This is a genomic window from Nonomuraea sp. NEAU-A123 (genome assembly GCF_018603905.1).
Taxonomy (GTDB): domain Bacteria; phylum Actinomycetota; class Actinomycetes; order Streptosporangiales; family Streptosporangiaceae; genus Nonomuraea.
On record NZ_JAHFZZ010000039.1, the window covers coordinates 14,642 to 30,673 of the forward strand.

The following is a 16,032-nucleotide window of genomic DNA, read 5'->3' on the forward strand; positions in this document are numbered from 1 at the left end:
CGGCCACCTGGTCAGCCGGGCGTGATGTGCGGCTTCTGGGCGCTCTTGTCGGACTCGTACGAAGCGCGGAGCGCCCGGCCTTCCGGCACGGCGGAGACCTCGGCGACCGGGACGTCCCACCACGCCTCCGAGGACGGGCTGTCCAGCAGGGGGTCGGCACGGACGTAGACGACGGTCGTCTCCTCGGCCGCGCGGGCGGCCTCCAGCGCCTTGCGGAAGTCGGTCAGCGTGTCGGGCCGCAGCACCGTGGCGCCGAGGCTGGCCGCGTTCGCGGCGAGGTCCACCGGCAGGCCGGCGCCGTCGTAGCGGCCGGAGCCCCGGTAGGCGTACGAGGTGCCGAGCCGTTCGGCGCCCACGCTCGTAGAGAGGCGGCCGATCGAGGCGAAGCCGGAGTTGTCCACCAGCACCACGATCAGCTTGACGCCCTCGGCGACGGCCGTGACCAGCTCCTGGGCCATCATCAGGTAGGAGCCGTCACCCACCATGACGAAGACCTCACGGTCGGGGACGGCCATCTTGACGCCCAGCCCGCCGGCGATCTCGTAGCCCATGCAGGAGTAGCCGTACTCCACGTGATAACTGCCGGGACCGCTCGGCCGCCAGAGCTTGTGCAGGTCGCCGGGCATCGAACCGGCCGCGCAGACCACCACGCCGTCGTCGCCGGCCGCTGCGTTGACCGCGCCGATCACGGCCGACTGCGGGATCGGCCGGCCGTCCAGCGCGTACGCCTCGTCGACCACCGCGTCCCAGGCGGCCGACAGCTCGGCGGCGCGCGAGCGGTAGGACTCCGTGGTGCTCCAGCCCGCGCAGGCCCCGGCCAGCTCGGTCAGGCCCTCGCGGGCGTCGGCCACCACCTGGAGCCCCGAGAGCTTGGCCGCGTCGAAGCCGGTGATGTTCAGGTTGACGAACCGCGTCTCGGCCGCGAAGAGCGAGCGGGAGGCCGTGGTGAAGTCGCTGTAGCGGGTGCCGACGCCGATGATCAGGTCGGCCTCGCGGGCCAGCGCGTTGGCTGCGGTGGTGCCGGTCGTGCCGACCGCGCCCATCGCGAGCGGATGCCCGTACGGCAGCGCGCCCTTGCCCGCCTGCGTCTCGGCGACCGGGATGCCGTACGTCTCGGCGAAGGCCCGCAGCTCGGCCGTGGCCTCGCTGTAGATCACCCCGCCACCGGCGATGATCAGCGGCCGGCTCGCGGACTTGATCAGCTCGGCCGCCCGCGTCAGGGCCGCCCGCTCGGGGCGTGGTCGCGGCACGTGCCAGAGGCGGCGTTCGAACAGCTCGTCCGGCCAGTCGTACGCCTCGGCCTGGACGTCCTGGGGCAGCGCCAGCGTCACCGCGCCCGTGTCGGCCGGGTCGGTGAGCACCCGCATGGCGGCCAGCAGCGCCGAGGGGAGCTGTTCGGCCCGGTTGATCCGGTCCCAGTAGCGCGACACCGGCTTGAAGCAGTCGTTGACCGAGATGTCATAGGAGCGGGGGTCTTCGAGCTCCTGGAGCACCGGATTGGCGACCCGGGTGGAGAACACGTCGCCGGGCAGCAGCAGCACGGGCAGGCGGTTGATCGTCGCGCCGGCCGCGCCGGTGATCATGTTGGTGGCGCCGGGCCCGATCGAGGTGGTGCAGGCCAGGGTGGACAGCCGGTTGCTGGCCCGCGCGTAGGCGGCGGCCGTGTGCACCATCGCCTGCTCGTTGCGGCTCAGGCGGTAGGGCAGGTCCTCGGTCGAGGTGGCCAGCGCCTGGCCGAGCCCGGCCACGTTGCCGTGGCCGAAGATGCCGAAGCAGCCGCCGAACAGCCGGTGCTCGACCCCGTCGCGCTCGCTCCACTGCCGGGCCAGGAAACGCACCACGGCCTGCGCCACGGTCAAGCGGGTCATGAAGTCCTCCCGAAGGGCAGTCTCGGGTCGATGTCCTGGCCTTCCCAGGAGGAGCGGATCCAGGCGTGCCGGGGGTCGTCGCAGAACGCCATCGACCGCTCGTCGGCGGGACCGGCCAGGACGTTCAGGTAGTACAGGTCGTAGCCGGGCGCGGCCATCGACGGGCCGTGGTAGCCGTACGGCACCAGCACCACGTCACCGGACGAGACCTCGGCCAGCGTGTCGATCTGGCCCCGCTCGGAGCTGTAGACGCGCTGGTAACCCAGGCCGTCGCCGGCCACCTCGAAGTAGTAGATCTCCTCGAGCACGGCCTCACCCTCATGGAGGGTGTCGTGCTTGTGCGGGGGATAGGAGGACCAGTTGCCGCCCGGCGTGAGCACCTCCACGGCCACGAGCTTGTCGCACTCGAAGACGCCGGGGGCGCAGAAGTTGTTCACCTGGCGGCTGGCCTGGCCCGCGCCGCGGATCTCGACCGGCACCGCCGAGGCCGGGACGTACCGGGGAGCCAGTCGCCGGGTCGCCCGAGCGGACGGGAACGCGATCTGTCCCGATCCCTCCACCGTCACATCAGTAGAAATCGGGATATAGGCGAAATCGGAGGGGCTGGCGAACACCGACGCGCGGCCCGTCAGCTCGAACCGCTCGGCACCGCACGTCACCGTGCACGAGCCCGACAGCGGCAGGACCAGCATCTCCTCCTCGCCGGTCGAGAAGGAGACCGGGTCGCCGCCGAGGTGGGCCACGCGCAGCCCCGAGTAGGTCCAGCCGGCCAAGGAGGGCGTGATCTCCACCGACCACGGCCTGCTGGCGGCCTTGCCGTAGGGAAGGTAGGTCATGAGCGCACCTCTCGAACCAGGGCGGCCGCGCCGTCCACGGCGCCGGCGACGTCGTCGTCCGGAGGGTAGAGCAGCGCGCGGCCGATGACGAGCCCGCGCACGCCCGGCAGGCGCAGCGCGCGGTCCCAGCTTGCGTAGGCCGCGTCGATGTCGGGCGGGTCGCCGCCGAGCAGCAGCGCGGGCAGCGTGGTGGCGGCCATGACGCGTTCCATCTCGGCGACCACCGGGATCTTCAGCCAGGTGTAGGCGGAGGTGGTGCCGAGCGCCTGGGAGACGCTGATCGACCTGATGACCGCGTCGGGCGACAGGTCGTTGCGCAGGACACCCGTCTCCGTGCGCGCCGACCAGAACGGCTCGACCATCGCCAGCAGCCGCCTGCGGGCCAGGTCGCTGACCGCGTGGGCGCACGACTCCAGCGTGGCGACCGTCGCGTGGTCGGTCGGATCGATGCGGCAGAGCATCTTGCCGCCGTCGAGGCGCATGGCGTCGATGGCGGCCGCGTCGAAACCGGTGAACCGGTCGTCCAGCTCGAACACCGAGCCCTGCAGGCCGCCCCGGTTCATCGAGCCGAAGGCCAGCTTGTCCTCCAGCGCACCGAGCAGCAGCAGGTCCTCCAGCACGTCGGGGGAGGCCAGGATGCCGTCGACGCCGGGCCTGGCCAGCGCCGTCTGGAGCCGGTCGAGCAGATCGGTGCGGCTGGCCATGGCCAGCGGCCGGTCGCGGACGGCCAGCGAGCCGCGGGCCGGATGGTCGGCCGCGATGATCAGCAGGCGCTCGCCCTCGCTCGGCAGCCCGCGCCGCTGCCGCCGGGCGGCGGCGCGCTCGATCTCCTCCGGCCTGGTGGCCCGGATGTCGGTCAGATGGTCGTAGCGGGCGGCTCGGGGCAGCGTGATGTCGCTCATAGGAGTGCCAGCACCTCGTCAGTCGTGGGCATCGCGTCGGCGCAGGCCAGGCGGGCGGCCACGAAGGCGCCGGCCGCGTTGGCGAAGCGGATCGTACGCTCCAGCGGCCAGCCGCGGAGCAGCCCCAGGCACACGGCGCCGCCGAACGCGTCGCCCGCGCCGATGCCGTTCACCACGTCGATCTTGACCGGCTCCACCACGGCGTACTCGTCCTTGCCGCGGGCCAGCACCCCGTGCGGGCCCATCTTGACGATCGCGACGCGCATCCCGGCGTCGAGCAGCGCCTGCGCGGCCGCCTCCGGGTCGCGGGTGCCGACCGCGTTCTCCACCTCGTCGAGGTTGCCGACGGCCACGTTGGCGTGCGGGAGCGCCTGGCGTACCGCCTCCTGGGAGGCCTCGGGCGACTCCCAGAGCATCGGGCGGTGGTCCAGGTCGAACACGGTCCAGCCGGACGTGCGCGCGGCCAGCGCGGCGGCGTGCGCGGCACGGCTCGGCTCCTGGCTCAGACCGGTGCCGGTGAACCAGAACACCTTCGTGTCCCGGATCGCGGCCAGGTCCAGCGACTCGGCGGTCAGCTGCAGGTCCGGCGGATGCTCGCCCCGGTAGAAGTAGAGCGGGAAGTCGTCAGGCGGGAAGATCTCGCAGAACGTGACGGGCGTCGGAGGGCCGTCGACGGTGGCCACGAAGGAGTCGTCCACGCCGAACCCGCGGATCGCCTGCCGGACGAACTCTCCGAAGGGGTCGGCGCCCACCGCGGTGATCACCGCGGCGCGCAGCCCGTGGCGCGCGGCCGCGACCGCGACGTTTGTCGGGCTCCCGCCGAGGAACTTACCGAAGGTCTCGACGTGGGCCAGTCCCACGCCGGTCTGCAGCGGATAGACGTCGACGCCGGAGCGCCCGATCGTGATCAGGTCGTACAACGCACCTCCAGAGACGGAGCCTTATTGCCTACTAAGGCATATTGTCATGACATTCGGATGTCCGCTATGTCGGAGATTGTGCCCCGACCGAATCCCTTATGGCCGGGTCGCTCATCGGCGGACCGTCGCCGAGACCTCCTCGTAACAAAGATGCAGCATGTTGACACATGAGCGAAATATCGGCAGACCTTTACGTCATCTGGATGTCATGACATATTGGCCACCGTCGTGCCTTTAGGACGTGTCGGAGGGTTTGCATGGGATTGCGGAATAGGTCGGTAAGCGTGGTCGCGGTCTTCGCCGTGTCCACGCTGGGGCTCGCCGCGTGCGGCCAGTCGTCCGGCGGCGACGGCGGCGACACGATCGAGTTGACAATCGCGCAGAACGCCATCGCGGGCGGCAAGAACGCGAGGGCGGCCGACTTCATCGCCAACTGGGTCGTCCCCAAGTTCGAGGCGGCCGAGAAGGCGAAGGGGAAGGACGTCAAGGTCAAGTTCGTCCCCAGCGGTGTCGACGACGAGCAGTACAAGACCAAGCTCTCCCTCGACCTGAAGTCGGGCAAGGGCGCGGACGTGATCGACATCGACGGCATCTGGGCCGGCGAGTTCGCCGAGGCGGGCTACATCAAGCCGCTGTCCGACGTCGTCGGGGCGAGCGCCGACGGCTGGGACGGCTGGCAGCAGATCCCCGAGTCGGTTCAGGGGCTGGCCACGTTCAACGGCAAGAAGTACGCGCTGCCCGTCGGCACGGACGGCCGGGTGCTCTATTTCAACAAGACGCTCTTCCAGAAGGCGGGCCTGCCGGCCGACTGGCAGCCGAAGAGCTGGCAGGAGATCCTCGACGCCGGCGCCAAGCTGAAGTCGTCGGGCGTCCCGGTGCCGATCCAGATCAACGCGGGCACCGCGATGGGCGAGGCCACCTCGATGCAGGGCGTGCTCCCGCTGCTGGCGGGCGCGGGCGGTGAGGTCCAGAAGGACGGCAAGTGGACTGGTGCCGCCCAGCCGCTCATGGACGCGCTCGGGCTCTACCAGAAGATCTACGGCGGTAGCGGCCTCGGCGATCCCAAGCTCCAGCAGGAGGCCAAGGGCCGCGACAAGTCCTTCCAGCAGTTCGCCGGCGGCAAGATCGGCATCCTGATGGAGGGCGACTACTTCTGGCGCGGCGTCGTCAACCCCAAGGACGGCGTGGCCAAGATGGCCGACCGCGACCAGACTGTGGGCTACGCCATGATCCCGGCCATGGAGCCGGGCAAGGGCCTGCGCGGCCAGGACTTCGTCAGCATGTCGGGCGGCGCGCTGCGTACCGTCAACCCCAACAGCAAGCATCCGAAGGAGGCCTTCGACCTGCTGGCCTTCACGCTCTCGCCGGAGGGGCTGAAGGAGGAGACCAAGGACGGCAACGTGCGCATCACCCCGCGCATCGACGTCAACAAGGAGATCCTCGCCGGGGAGCCGCTGCTGACGTTCATCTCGGAGAAGGTGCTGCCGCTGACGGCCTACCGGCCGCCGGTCGCCGTCTACCCGCAGGTGTCGGCCGCGCTCCAGGAGGCCACGGCCGCCGTCGTCGGAGGCACGGCACCTGACCAGGCCGCCGCCGACTACCAGAAGAAGCTCGAAGGAATTGTCGGTGGCGCAGGCAACATCGCCTCCTGAGGCTCCTGAGGTCATCGACGAGGCGCGGGCCCGCCGCTACAGCTCGGACGCGGCGGGCCTGGGCAGGCTGAGAGCGGGCGCCTTCGTGGCGCCCGCGCTGGCGCTGATCGCGGTGTTCCTGGTCTTCCCCGCGCTCTGGGTCCTCTATCTCGGCCTCACCAACTACCGCCTGACCGGCACCGCCGCCGCCGAGCCCAAGCTCGTCGGCTTCGACAACTTCGTCAAGGCGGTCTCCGATCCCGCGTTCTGGAACTCCACCTGGCTGACCGTCCAGTTCGTGCTCGGCTCGGCCGTCATCGGCCAGGTCGTGCTCGGGTTCACGATCGCCTGGCTGATGCGTGATCGCACCGGGCCGCTCAAGCGGGCGGTCGAGGGCCTGGTCATCCTGGCCTGGATCCTGCCCAGCGCCGTGGTCTCGTTCCTGTGGGTGGCCCTGCTCGACCGCGACGGGGGCACGCTCCAAGCGCTGCTCCACCTGCCGGGCTTCGCGCCGCTGCTCGACCACCCGATGCTGTCGATCGTCGTCTTCAACACCTGGCGCGGCGCCGCGTTCTCGATGATGTTGTACGGCGCCGCGCTCGGGAACGTGCCGCCCTCGCACCTGGAGAGCGCCCGCCTGGCCGGGGCCTCCGGCTGGCAGCAGTTGCGTGACGTGGTGTTCCCCCACATCAGGGGACACATCCTGACGAACCTCCTGCTGATCAGCCTGTGGACGTTCAACGACTTCACCCCGTTCATGCTCACCGCGGGCGGACCCGACGGTCAGACCGAGGTGCTGGCCGTCCACGTCTACAAGGTCGCGCTGCTGGGCCAGGAGCTGGGCTACGGCGCCGCCGTCTCCACGGTGATCCTGCTGATCAACCTGGTCGTGGCGGTGTTCTACCTGCGCCTGCTCAGGAGTAAGAAATGACGCGGTTCGTGCTGGGCCGGATCGGCTTCTACACGCTGATCGCGGTGCTGCTGGCCTTCTTCACCATCCCCTTGCTGTGGCTGGCCGCCGCGCCGTTCACCTCGGACCCCACCTACGAGGTCCGGGTGCCCGACTTCACGCTGGACAACTTCACGGCGATCCTGGAGCACCCGTACGCGCTGCCGTCACTGCTGAACTCGCTGGTGCTGGCGGTCGGCACCGCCCTGCTCGTGGTGCTCTTCGCGGCGCTGGCCGCGTACGCGCTGAGCCGGGTGCGGCTGCCGGGGCGCGACGCGCTGCTCTACGCGCTGCTGCTGCTGTCCTCGATCATCACCGGCACGGCCGCGATGGTGCCGCTGTTCCAACTGGCCGTCGAGCTGAACCTGATCGACTCGCAGCTCGGGCTGATCCTCATCCTGAGCGGCGGCCTGCTGCCGGCGGCGATCTTCATGCTCAAGGACTTCATGGACTCGACGCCGAAGTCGTACGAGGAGTCGGCGCGCGTCTTCGGGGCCTCGCCGCTGCAGATCGTCCGTCACGTGGTCGTCCCCCTGGTACGGCCGGGACTGGCGACGATCGCGGTGTGGGCCGTGGCCAACGTGTGGGGCAACTTCCTGATGCCGTACCTGCTGCTGAGCGATGTCGAGAAGCAGCCCGCGGCAGTCATCATGTACACGCTGTACACCGAGGGCGGCCAGGCCAACCTCACCCTGCTGTCCACGTTCGGCCTGCTCTACTCGGTCCCTGTGGTGCTCATGTACCTGTTCGTCAGCAAGAAGTACGGCTTCCGCTTCCACGGAGGGATCAAGCGCTGATGGCCGCAATCGAACTGCGAGGACTGACCAAGGTCTATCCCGGGGGAGTCAAAGCGCTCGACTCGCTCGACCTGGCCATCCCCGACGGCGAGTTCTTCGCCCTGCTCGGCCCGTCCGGCTGCGGCAAGACCACGCTGCTGCGCACGATCGCCGGGCTGGAGACCGCCACGGGCGGCGCCGTCGTCATCGGCGACCGCGACGTCACCGGCGTCCAGCCGGGCGCTCGGGACATCGCGATGGTCTTCCAGGACTACGCGCTGTTCCCGCACATGGACGTCACCGACAACATCGCCTACCCGCTGCGCATCAAGAAGGTCGGCAAGGCCGACCGGCAGCGGAAGGCCCTGGAGGTCGGCACCCGGCTGGGCCTGGACCAGCTCATGGACCGGCGCCCCGGCCAGTTGTCCGGCGGCCAGCAGCAGCGGGTCGCGCTGGCCCGCGTCATGGCGACGCAGGCGAAAGCGTTCCTGTTCGACGAGCCGCTGTCGAACCTCGACGCCCGGCTCCGGCTGGAGGCCCGTACGTTCCTGAAGAAGCTCCAGCGCGAGCTCGGCGTCACCACCGTCTTCGTCACCCACGACCAGGCCGAGGCCCTGGCCATGGCCGACCGGATGGCCGTCATGGAGGCCGGTCACATCCGCCAGATCGGCACGCCGGCCGAGGTGTTCCAGCGGCCCGCCAACACCTTCGTCGCCGCTTTCATCGGCTCGACGCCGATGAACCTGCTCGACGGGACCGTCCGCGGTGACACGCTGGAGGTGGCCGGGTGCAAGGTGCCGGTCCCCGTCTCGGCCGAGGGCTTACTGGTCGACGGCGAGCGGATCGTGTACGGCGTGCGGCCCGAGTACAACACCTACTCGGCCGAGCCCGCCGAGGGCTCGCTGGGCGGAAAGGTGGCCATCGTGGAGAACCTGGGCGCGTCCCACCTGGTGACGCTGGAGGTCGGCGACGTGCTCGTCCAGGCGGTCGTGCCCGAGGGCGACGAGCCCGAGCTGGGCGTCGACGGCTTCGCGACGCCCCGCCGCGACCGGGCCCTGGTCTACCGCGATGGCGAGCTGGTGTCGGCATGACCCTGATCCACGGCCACTGGAGCCTGGACGACCGGCTGGACCGGATCCTGCGCGAGGTGCCCTTCGAGGTGCCCGGCGGCACCGCCGCGCTGACCGTGCGGCTGAGCTTCGACCGGTCGCTCGGGGTGCTCGACCTCGGGTGCGGCTCGCCGGACGGGTTCCGCGGCTGGTCGGGCGGCGCGCGCGACGAGTACACGATCACCGCCGACTGGGCGACGCCCGGCTACCTGCCCGGCGAGCTGGAGGCGGGGACGTGGCAGGTGTGGCTGCGGCTGCACCGGGTGCCGCCGCAGGGCCTCGACTTCACGCTGGAGATCCTCACCGAGCCCGCCGCGCCGCCGCGGCCGGTGGCCGAGGAGCCGCCGCACGGGGAACGGCCGCCGCGCCGCGACCTGCCGGGCGTCGACGGCCTGCGCTGGTTCGCGGGCGACTTCCACGCCCACACCGTTCACAGCGACGGCGTGCTGACCATCCCCGAGCTGGCCGAGCTGGCCAAGGGCCGCGGCCTCGACTTCCTGGTCGTCACCGACCACAACACCGTCAGCCACCACCCCTGGCTCGGGGACGACCGCGGCATCACGCTGCTGCCCGGCCAGGAGGTCACCACCGACCGGGGTCACGCCAACGTGTTCGGCGACGTCGGCTGGGTGGACTTCCGGCAGCCCGCCGACTCCTGGGTCCGGCACGCCGCGCGCGAGGGCGGGCTGATCTCGATCAACCACCCGCTCGGCGGCGACTGCGCCTGGCTCCAGCCGGTGGCCGAACGGCCGCGGATCGCCGAGGTCTGGCACTCCGGCTGGTGGGACCGGCGCTGGGGCGCGCCCCTGGCCTGGGCCGATGCCTGGCACCCCGACCTGGTCGCCATCGGCGCCAGCGACTTCCACCGCATCGGTGAAGACGGCCTGCCGGGCGCGCCCACCACCTGGGTCCTGGCCGAGGACACCAGCACGATCTTCGATGCCGTCGCCGCGGGCCGTACCGCGATCTCCGCGGGCCCCGGCGAGCCGCTGCTGCTCAGGTTGGGCGACGAACTGCTCGCGCTCGACGCCGACGGCCTCGTCCTGGTGCGCCCCGGGGGCGATCGCCAGGTCATCCGCGGTGAGCGGGTAGTGGTCCCCGTGGGAGAAGGACGGCATCGCCTGGAAACGTACGAGAACGAGGTAATCGCGCTATGCGAGTAATACGAGTCGCCAACGCCCCCGTGAGTTTCGGCGTGTTCGAGCTGGCCGACGCGCCGCCGCCGCTGACCGCCGACCAGATGGTCCACGCGCTCGCCGACGCCGGCTACGCGGGCATCGACCTGGGACCCATCGGCTACCTCGGCACCGGCGCGGATCTGGTGAAGCGGCTCGACGGGCTGCTGCTCGCCGGCGGCTGGGCCGACCTGCGCTACAGCGACCCCGCGGAGTTCGAGAAGGGGCTGGTCGCGCTGGACGCGACGCTCGACGTGTTCGCCGCCGCTCCGGCCGCGCCCGAGCACCTGGCGCCGCGGCCCACGCTCGGCTGTTCGGGCTCTCCGGCCAGGTTCGCCAGGCCGGGCGGGAACGCTCCGGGGCTGGCCGCCGCCGACTGGCCCGGCTACGCCTCCCGGGTGCAGATCGCGGCCGACCGCTGCCGGGAACGCGGGTTCGAGCCCGCCTTCCACCACCACCTCGGCACGTACGTCGAGACGCCCGAGGACGTCGAACGGCTGCTGGAGCTGACCGACGTGCAGCTCTGCCTCGACACCGGCCACCTGCTGCTGGCCGGCGGCGACCCGGTGACCGGGCTACGCGACTGGTCGGACCGGGTCGGCCATGTGCACATCAAGGACGGCGACACCGCGATACTCGGCCAGGCCCTCGCCGACGGCGTGGACCTGCGCGAGCTCATGGGCCGCGGCGGGTTCGCCCCGCTGGGCGAGGGCGAGCTGGACCTGCCGGGTGTCGTCCGCGCGCTCGACGAGATCGGCTACCAGGGCTGGGTCATCGTCGAGCAGGACACCCTGCCGGGCCGCCGGTCGGTTGAGCGGAACATCGCCGATCAGGCGGCCAATCGCGAGAAGCTGAGAGAGCTGGGACTGTGACCCCCAGGCTGACCCCACGCTGGAGGATCGGGCTTTGAAGATCGCGCTTGTCGGGTGCGGTGCCGTCACGCAGGCGGTGTACGTACCGTTGCTGTCGAGGCGCCGTGACCTGTTCGAGGTGACCGCCGTCTGCGACCTGTCACGGACCGCCGCCGACGCCGTCGGCGACCGGCTGGGGGCGCCGAAGCGCTTCACGGCCGTGGAGAGCATGCTGGCCGAGGGCGGGTTCGAGGCCGTGGTCATCCTCGCCTCCGGCTCCCACGGCGAGCCGGTACGCCAGGCGCTGGCCGCGGGCTACGCCGTGCTCTGCGAGAAGCCGCTCGCGCTGACCAGGGCCGAGGTCGAGGCGCTGCCCGAGGGGCGGCTGATGGTCGGCTACATGAAGCAGTACGACCCGGCCGTGCGCCGGGCCGAGGAGCTGCTGGCCGAACTGGGCGGTCCGGCCGCGATCCGGTCGGTCGAGGTGACCGTGCTGCACCCGAGCGCCGGGTCCCAACTGGCCTTCGCGAACCTGACGGCGGCCCATGACGTGGACCCCGAGCTGCTGGCCTCGCTGCGCGCGGCGGATGACGGGCTGGTCTCCCGGGCGCTCGGGGACTCGGCTCCCGACTCCGCACGGGCCCTCTATGGGGTGGCCCTCGGCTCGATATGCCACGATTTGTCGCTCTTGAGGCGCTTTACCGGGTCGCCTGCCGATATTTCGGCAGTTGAGACGTGGGGGCCGGGACCGGGGTCCATCGAGGTCTCCGGGACGCTGCCCGTCAGCGGGCGGTTCTCGATCCGGTGGCATTACCTGGAGGACTACCCGGCCTATCGGGAGACCGTGGCCATCCACCACGACAAGGGCTCGCTGGAGCTGGTCTTCCCCTCTCCCTACCTGCTGAACGCGCCCACGACGCTGACCGTGGTCTCGGGGGTCTCCGGGGGAGAGAGCCGGACCGAATGGCGTGACGTGATCGAGGCGTTCGAGGTGCAGCTGGCCGCCTTCCACGCCTACGTCAACGAGGGCAAGCCGCCGCTCACCGCCGCGGCCGGTGGGCTGGCGGACATCGTCACGGCCCAGAGCATCGCCGCCTGCTTCGCCGTACAGCATGACCTGCCGATCGGAGGGGAGGCCGCGTGACCGCCGAAATCGTCGTCGTCCCGCACACGCACTGGGACCGGGAGTGGTACGAGCCCTTCCAGCGGTTCCGGCTGCGGCTGGTGGCGCTGCTCGACGAGGTGCTCGACACGATGGAGCGGGAGCCCGGCTACCACTTCACCCTCGACGGTCAGCTGGCCTGCGTCGACGACTACCTGGAGGTCCGGCCGGAGAACCGCGACCGCATCGCCGCCCTGGTGGAGTCCGGGCGGCTGGCGGTCGGGCCGTGGCAGATCCTGCTCGACGAGTTCCTGTGCTCGGGCGAGAACATCGTGCGCAACCTCGAACTGGGCATGAACCGGGCCGACAAGCTCGGCGGGGCCATGGCGGTGGGCTATCTGCCCGACATGTTCGGGCACACGGCTCAGATGCCGCAGATCCTGCGACGGGCCGGGCTGCTGCACGCCTGCGTCTATCGCGGGGTGCCGTCGTCCGTGGTGACCGACGCCTTCGCCTGGGTCGCGCCTGACGGCACGGCTCTGCGGACGCAGTACCTGCCTGCCGGCGGATATGGCAACGGGGCGCACCTGTTCGAGGATCCCGCGCAACTGCCGGAGCGGGCCGCCGAGTTCATCGAGCGGATGCGGGAATGGCACGGGCCCGAGGGGGCGCTGCTGGCGATGTACGGAACCGACCATTCGGCTCCCGTACGCGGGTTGCCCGGCATGGTGGCCGACATCGGCGCCCGCATGGACACCTTGACCGGATATATCGGTGCTTATTCGGGTTCGGTGGAGGGGCTGCCCCGGGTCTCCGGCGAGCTGCGCTCACACGCCCGCGCGAACATCCTGCCCGGCGTCATCTCCGTGCGCGCCCACGTCAAGCAGGCCATGGGGCGGGCCGAGCGGATGGTCGAGCGCTACGCCGAACCGCTGGCCACACTGTGGGGCGGCGACTGGCCCGGCCGGTTCCTCGACATGGCGTGGTGGCGGCTGGTGGACGCCAGCGGGCACGACTCGGTGACCGGCTGCGGTGTCGACGACACGGCCCAGCAGGTCGCCGCGCGCATCGCCGAGGCCGAGCAGCTCGGGCAGGCCGTCCGCGACATGGTGACGGCCAGGCTGTCCGCCGCCGTACCGTCGGACGGGGTGCTCATCGTCAACCCGACGCCCGCCGCCCGGCGCGGCGTCGTGGTGGTGGACGTGGCGGGCCGGGACCCGCTGGTGGACCCGGCCGGCGCGCCGGTGCCCGCGCAGACCCTGGAGTACGCGCCCACGCTGTTGCTGGATGCCGAGATGGACCCGGCCACCGCGCTGACCTTCATCCACGGCACGGAGCTGTACGGTCAGCACATCACCGGCTGGTCGGTGGACGGCGGCACGCTGACGTTCACGGTGGCGCGGGAGTCCGCGGTGGCTTTCAACGTGGCGCAGGTACGCGGGGCGCTGGACGGGGTGACCCGGGTGCGGATCGTCGCCGAGGCCCGCCGTACCGTGGCCGCGCTCGTCGAGACACCGCCCTTGGGACACACGAGCGTCCGCCCGGCACCGTACGACTCGGCGACGGTGCACAACTCGTCGGCGCCGCATGGCTCCTCGGCGTCCGGTGGCTCCTCCGCCGTGAGTGCGCCGGTCGCCGGGGTGCGGGCCGAGGAGCGGGTGCTCGACAACGGGCTGCTGCGCGTCGAGGTGGCGGCGGACGGGACGCTGACGCTGACCGGCGCCGACGGGACCACCCTCACGGGCGCGGGCCGCATCGTGGACGGCGGCGACGTGGGCGACACCTACAACTACGCGCCCCCGGCCGACGACCGGATCGTGTCGGACCCGGAGTCGGTCGAGCTGACGCCGGTCTACTCGGGACCGCTGCTGGCCGCCTTCGACGTCCGCCGCACCTACCGCTGGCCCGCCGCGGGCCAGGGCATCGAGGGCACCCCGGAGATCCCGGCCGCCGCCAGGACCGAGACGACCGAGGAGATCGTCGTCGACACGCGGGTCGAACTGCGGGCCGGCGAGCCGTACGTCAGACTGCACGTCTCGTTCGACAACCGCTGCTCCGACCACCGGGTACGCCTGCACGTACCGCTGCCCGCGCAGGCGGCGGCCTCGTACGCGGAGGGTCAGTTCGCGGTCGTCACCCGCGGCCTGACCTCGGAGGCGGGCTGTGGCGAGGTGCCGCTGCCCACGTTCCCGGCCTCCGGGTGGGTGGCCGCCGGCGGGGTCGCGGCGCTGCTGGAGCACGTCACCGAGTACGAGCTGGCCGACGGCGGCGCGGAGCTCGCCCTGACCCTGCTCCGCTCGGTCGGCTACCTCTCACGCAACCTGCACGCCATGCGCCCCGAACCAGCAGGCCCCCAACTGCCGACCCCGGCCGCCCAGTCACGCGGCCTGCGCACGGTCAGCCTGGCGCTCATGCCGTACAGCGGCTCGTGGGAGGCGGTGCCGCCGGCGGCCGAGACGTTCCGGCACGACCTCCTCGCGGTCCCCGGCACCGGCGACCCGTCCCTTAGCCTGCCCCCGGCGGCTCCCGGCCTGTCGGTGACGGGCGACGGCGTGGTCATGACCTCGCTCAGGGTCCGCGACGGCTGGCACGAACTCCGTGTCGTGGCTCTGTCGGAAACCTCCGCGGACGCGGTCATCTCCGGCTCGTTCACCCGGGCTCGCCATGCCGACCTCCGCGGCCGTCCAGGCGACCCGCTGCCTGTCTCATCCGGAACCGTCCGCCTCGCGCTGCGCCCTTGGGAGATCGCCACCATTCAATTGGTCAACTAACAGTAATGTAACGATCGCAGAGAGTAATATCTCGACCATGACCACCCCATTGCACGAGGGGCTGGTCGGGATCACTACTCTCGACCCCGGACATACGGCGCAAATGCTGCGCGAACTGTTCGCCCTCCCGATACCCGCCGAGTTCAAGGCCGCCCGGGTCTGTAGCGACTTGTCGGAGGCTGTGCCGGCCCCCTTCCGGGCGGACGCGGCGCTGCTGTACGGCGATGAGCCCAGCACCAAGCTGGGCGTCATCGTCGAGGTCCAACTGAGCGACGACAAAGAGAAGCGCTGGTCATGGCTCTCCTACATCGCCAACCTCCGAGCCCGTGACGAGTGTCCCGTCTGCCTGGTCGTCATCTGTCCCGACCGGGCTACGGCTCGCTGGGCCTCGCGTCCCATAGAAACGGGTCACCCCGGCCTGACCCTGATCCCGCTGGTGGTCGGCCCCGACAACACCAAGGCCATCACGGATGTCGCGGAGGCCATCGGCAACATCGGCCTCGCGGCGGTCTCCGCGATCACCCAGAGTGATCATCCAGAGATAGCGGGCATCCTCGCCGCGCTTACGGAGGCTTTGGACGGCCTCGATCCGGACGTGGCGCGAGGCTACGCTGAATATGTCACCGTGGCGCTGAAAGGCAACGCGCAGAAGGAAATGGAGCGACTCATGGCCACAGAGACCTACCGCTACCAGGGGGAGTACGCCCAAAGCCTCCTCGCCAAGGGCGAGGTTAAGTCGCTGCTCATTTTCCTCGAGGCGCGAGGGATAGCGCTGTCCAACAGCGACCGTGAGCGCATCACGACCTGTGGTGACGCCGCACGCCTCGAGCTGTGGCTGGAGCGAGCAGCTCTGGTCTCCACGGTGGAGGAACTCTTTGCCTGAGAGCTACCTCTACCAGGGGGAGTACGCCCAGAGCCTGCTCGCCAGGGGGCGAGCCAAGGGAGTGGCCAACGCGGTAGTCATAGTGCTCAAGTCCCGAGGGGTCGTGCTGTCCGACGCCGACCGTGAGCGCGTCTACGGCTGCAGTGATCTGGAGCTTCTTCTCGATGTGTGGCTGATACGTGCGATCTCGGTTCACTCGGCCGAGGAGCTCTTCGCCTGACCCGAACGTGAACGATGACCGAGGCGGGACCCAACGGGA

Annotated in this window: 14 protein-coding genes; 10 read left to right on the forward strand and 4 right to left on the reverse strand. The window is 70.8% G+C overall.

The features are described 5' to 3' along the window. Nucleotides 1-11: 11 nt before the first annotated feature. Genes iolD through iolC form a run of 4 tightly spaced genes read right to left on the reverse strand, consistent with a single transcriptional unit; the run spans nt 12 to nt 4,526 of the window. Complete coding sequence (gene iolD / locus KLK06_RS56115) at nt 12-1,868, reverse strand: 3D-(3,5/4)-trihydroxycyclohexane-1,2-dione acylhydrolase (decyclizing) (protein WP_214644096.1); 1,857 nt, start codon at nt 1,866-1,868, stop codon at nt 12-14. Further along, nucleotides 1,865-2,704 (reverse strand): 5-deoxy-glucuronate isomerase, encoded by an 840-nt coding sequence (gene iolB, locus KLK06_RS56120; RefSeq protein WP_214644097.1) that lies wholly within the window; start codon nt 2,702-2,704, stop codon nt 1,865-1,867. The genes iolD and iolB overlap by 4 nt, the downstream gene beginning before the upstream one ends. Beyond that, nucleotides 2,701-3,606, reverse strand: coding sequence for a deoxyribose-phosphate aldolase (locus tag KLK06_RS56125; protein WP_214644098.1), 906 nt, complete (start codon nt 3,604-3,606; stop codon nt 2,701-2,703). Before KLK06_RS56125 ends, iolB begins: the two co-directional genes overlap by 4 nt. Then, entirely contained in the window at nt 3,603-4,526 is a 924-nt protein-coding gene (iolC, locus tag KLK06_RS56130) for a 5-dehydro-2-deoxygluconokinase (protein WP_214644099.1), read from the reverse strand. The genes KLK06_RS56125 and iolC overlap by 4 nt, the downstream gene beginning before the upstream one ends. A 257-nt stretch (nt 4,527-4,783) precedes the next feature. On the opposite strand from iolC, the gene KLK06_RS56135 reads away from it, so the two are divergent. The 10 genes from KLK06_RS56135 to KLK06_RS56180 all read left to right on the forward strand — a co-directional run bounded on the left by KLK06_RS56135 (nt 4,784) and on the right by KLK06_RS56180 (nt 15,993). Continuing rightward, nucleotides 4,784-6,178, forward strand: coding sequence for an extracellular solute-binding protein (locus KLK06_RS56135; protein ID WP_250907581.1), 1,395 nt, complete (start codon nt 4,784-4,786; stop codon nt 6,176-6,178). Further along, nucleotides 6,153-7,088 (forward strand): carbohydrate ABC transporter permease, encoded by a 936-nt coding sequence (locus KLK06_RS56140; protein ID WP_214644100.1) that lies wholly within the window; start codon nt 6,153-6,155, stop codon nt 7,086-7,088. Before KLK06_RS56135 ends, KLK06_RS56140 begins: the two co-directional genes overlap by 26 nt. Further along, on the forward strand, nt 7,085-7,903 hold the full coding sequence (locus KLK06_RS56145) for a carbohydrate ABC transporter permease (protein ID WP_214644101.1): 819 nt from the start codon (nt 7,085-7,087) through the stop codon (nt 7,901-7,903). Before KLK06_RS56140 ends, KLK06_RS56145 begins: the two co-directional genes overlap by 4 nt. Continuing rightward, entirely contained in the window at nt 7,903-8,973 is a 1,071-nt protein-coding gene (locus KLK06_RS56150; RefSeq protein WP_214644102.1) for an ABC transporter ATP-binding protein, read from the forward strand. The genes KLK06_RS56145 and KLK06_RS56150 overlap by 1 nt, the downstream gene beginning before the upstream one ends. After that, nucleotides 8,970-10,154: a CehA/McbA family metallohydrolase gene (locus KLK06_RS56155; protein ID WP_250907582.1), complete on the forward strand. Its 1,185-nt coding sequence runs from the start codon at nt 8,970-8,972 to the stop codon at nt 10,152-10,154. The genes KLK06_RS56150 and KLK06_RS56155 overlap by 4 nt, the downstream gene beginning before the upstream one ends. Continuing rightward, nucleotides 10,145-11,038, forward strand: coding sequence for a TIM barrel protein (locus KLK06_RS56160; protein ID WP_250907583.1), 894 nt, complete (start codon nt 10,145-10,147; stop codon nt 11,036-11,038). Before KLK06_RS56155 ends, KLK06_RS56160 begins: the two co-directional genes overlap by 10 nt. Before the next feature lie 34 nt (nt 11,039-11,072). After that, nucleotides 11,073-12,161 carry a Gfo/Idh/MocA family protein gene (locus KLK06_RS56165; protein ID WP_214644103.1) on the forward strand — a complete coding sequence of 363 codons (1,089 nt, stop codon included), beginning with the start codon at nt 11,073-11,075 and terminating at the stop codon, nt 12,159-12,161. Next, nucleotides 12,158-14,890 (forward strand): glycoside hydrolase family 38 C-terminal domain-containing protein, encoded by a 2,733-nt coding sequence (locus KLK06_RS62855; protein WP_214644104.1) that lies wholly within the window; start codon nt 12,158-12,160, stop codon nt 14,888-14,890. The genes KLK06_RS56165 and KLK06_RS62855 overlap by 4 nt, the downstream gene beginning before the upstream one ends. A gap of 103 nt (nt 14,891-14,993) precedes the next feature. Beyond that, nucleotides 14,994-15,773: a hypothetical protein gene (locus tag KLK06_RS56175; protein ID WP_214644105.1), complete on the forward strand. Its 780-nt coding sequence runs from the start codon at nt 14,994-14,996 to the stop codon at nt 15,771-15,773. Then, on the forward strand, nt 15,766-15,993 hold the full coding sequence (locus KLK06_RS56180) for a hypothetical protein (protein WP_214644106.1): 228 nt from the start codon (nt 15,766-15,768) through the stop codon (nt 15,991-15,993). The genes KLK06_RS56175 and KLK06_RS56180 overlap by 8 nt, the downstream gene beginning before the upstream one ends. The last annotated feature ends 39 nt before the right edge of the window (nt 15,994-16,032 follow it).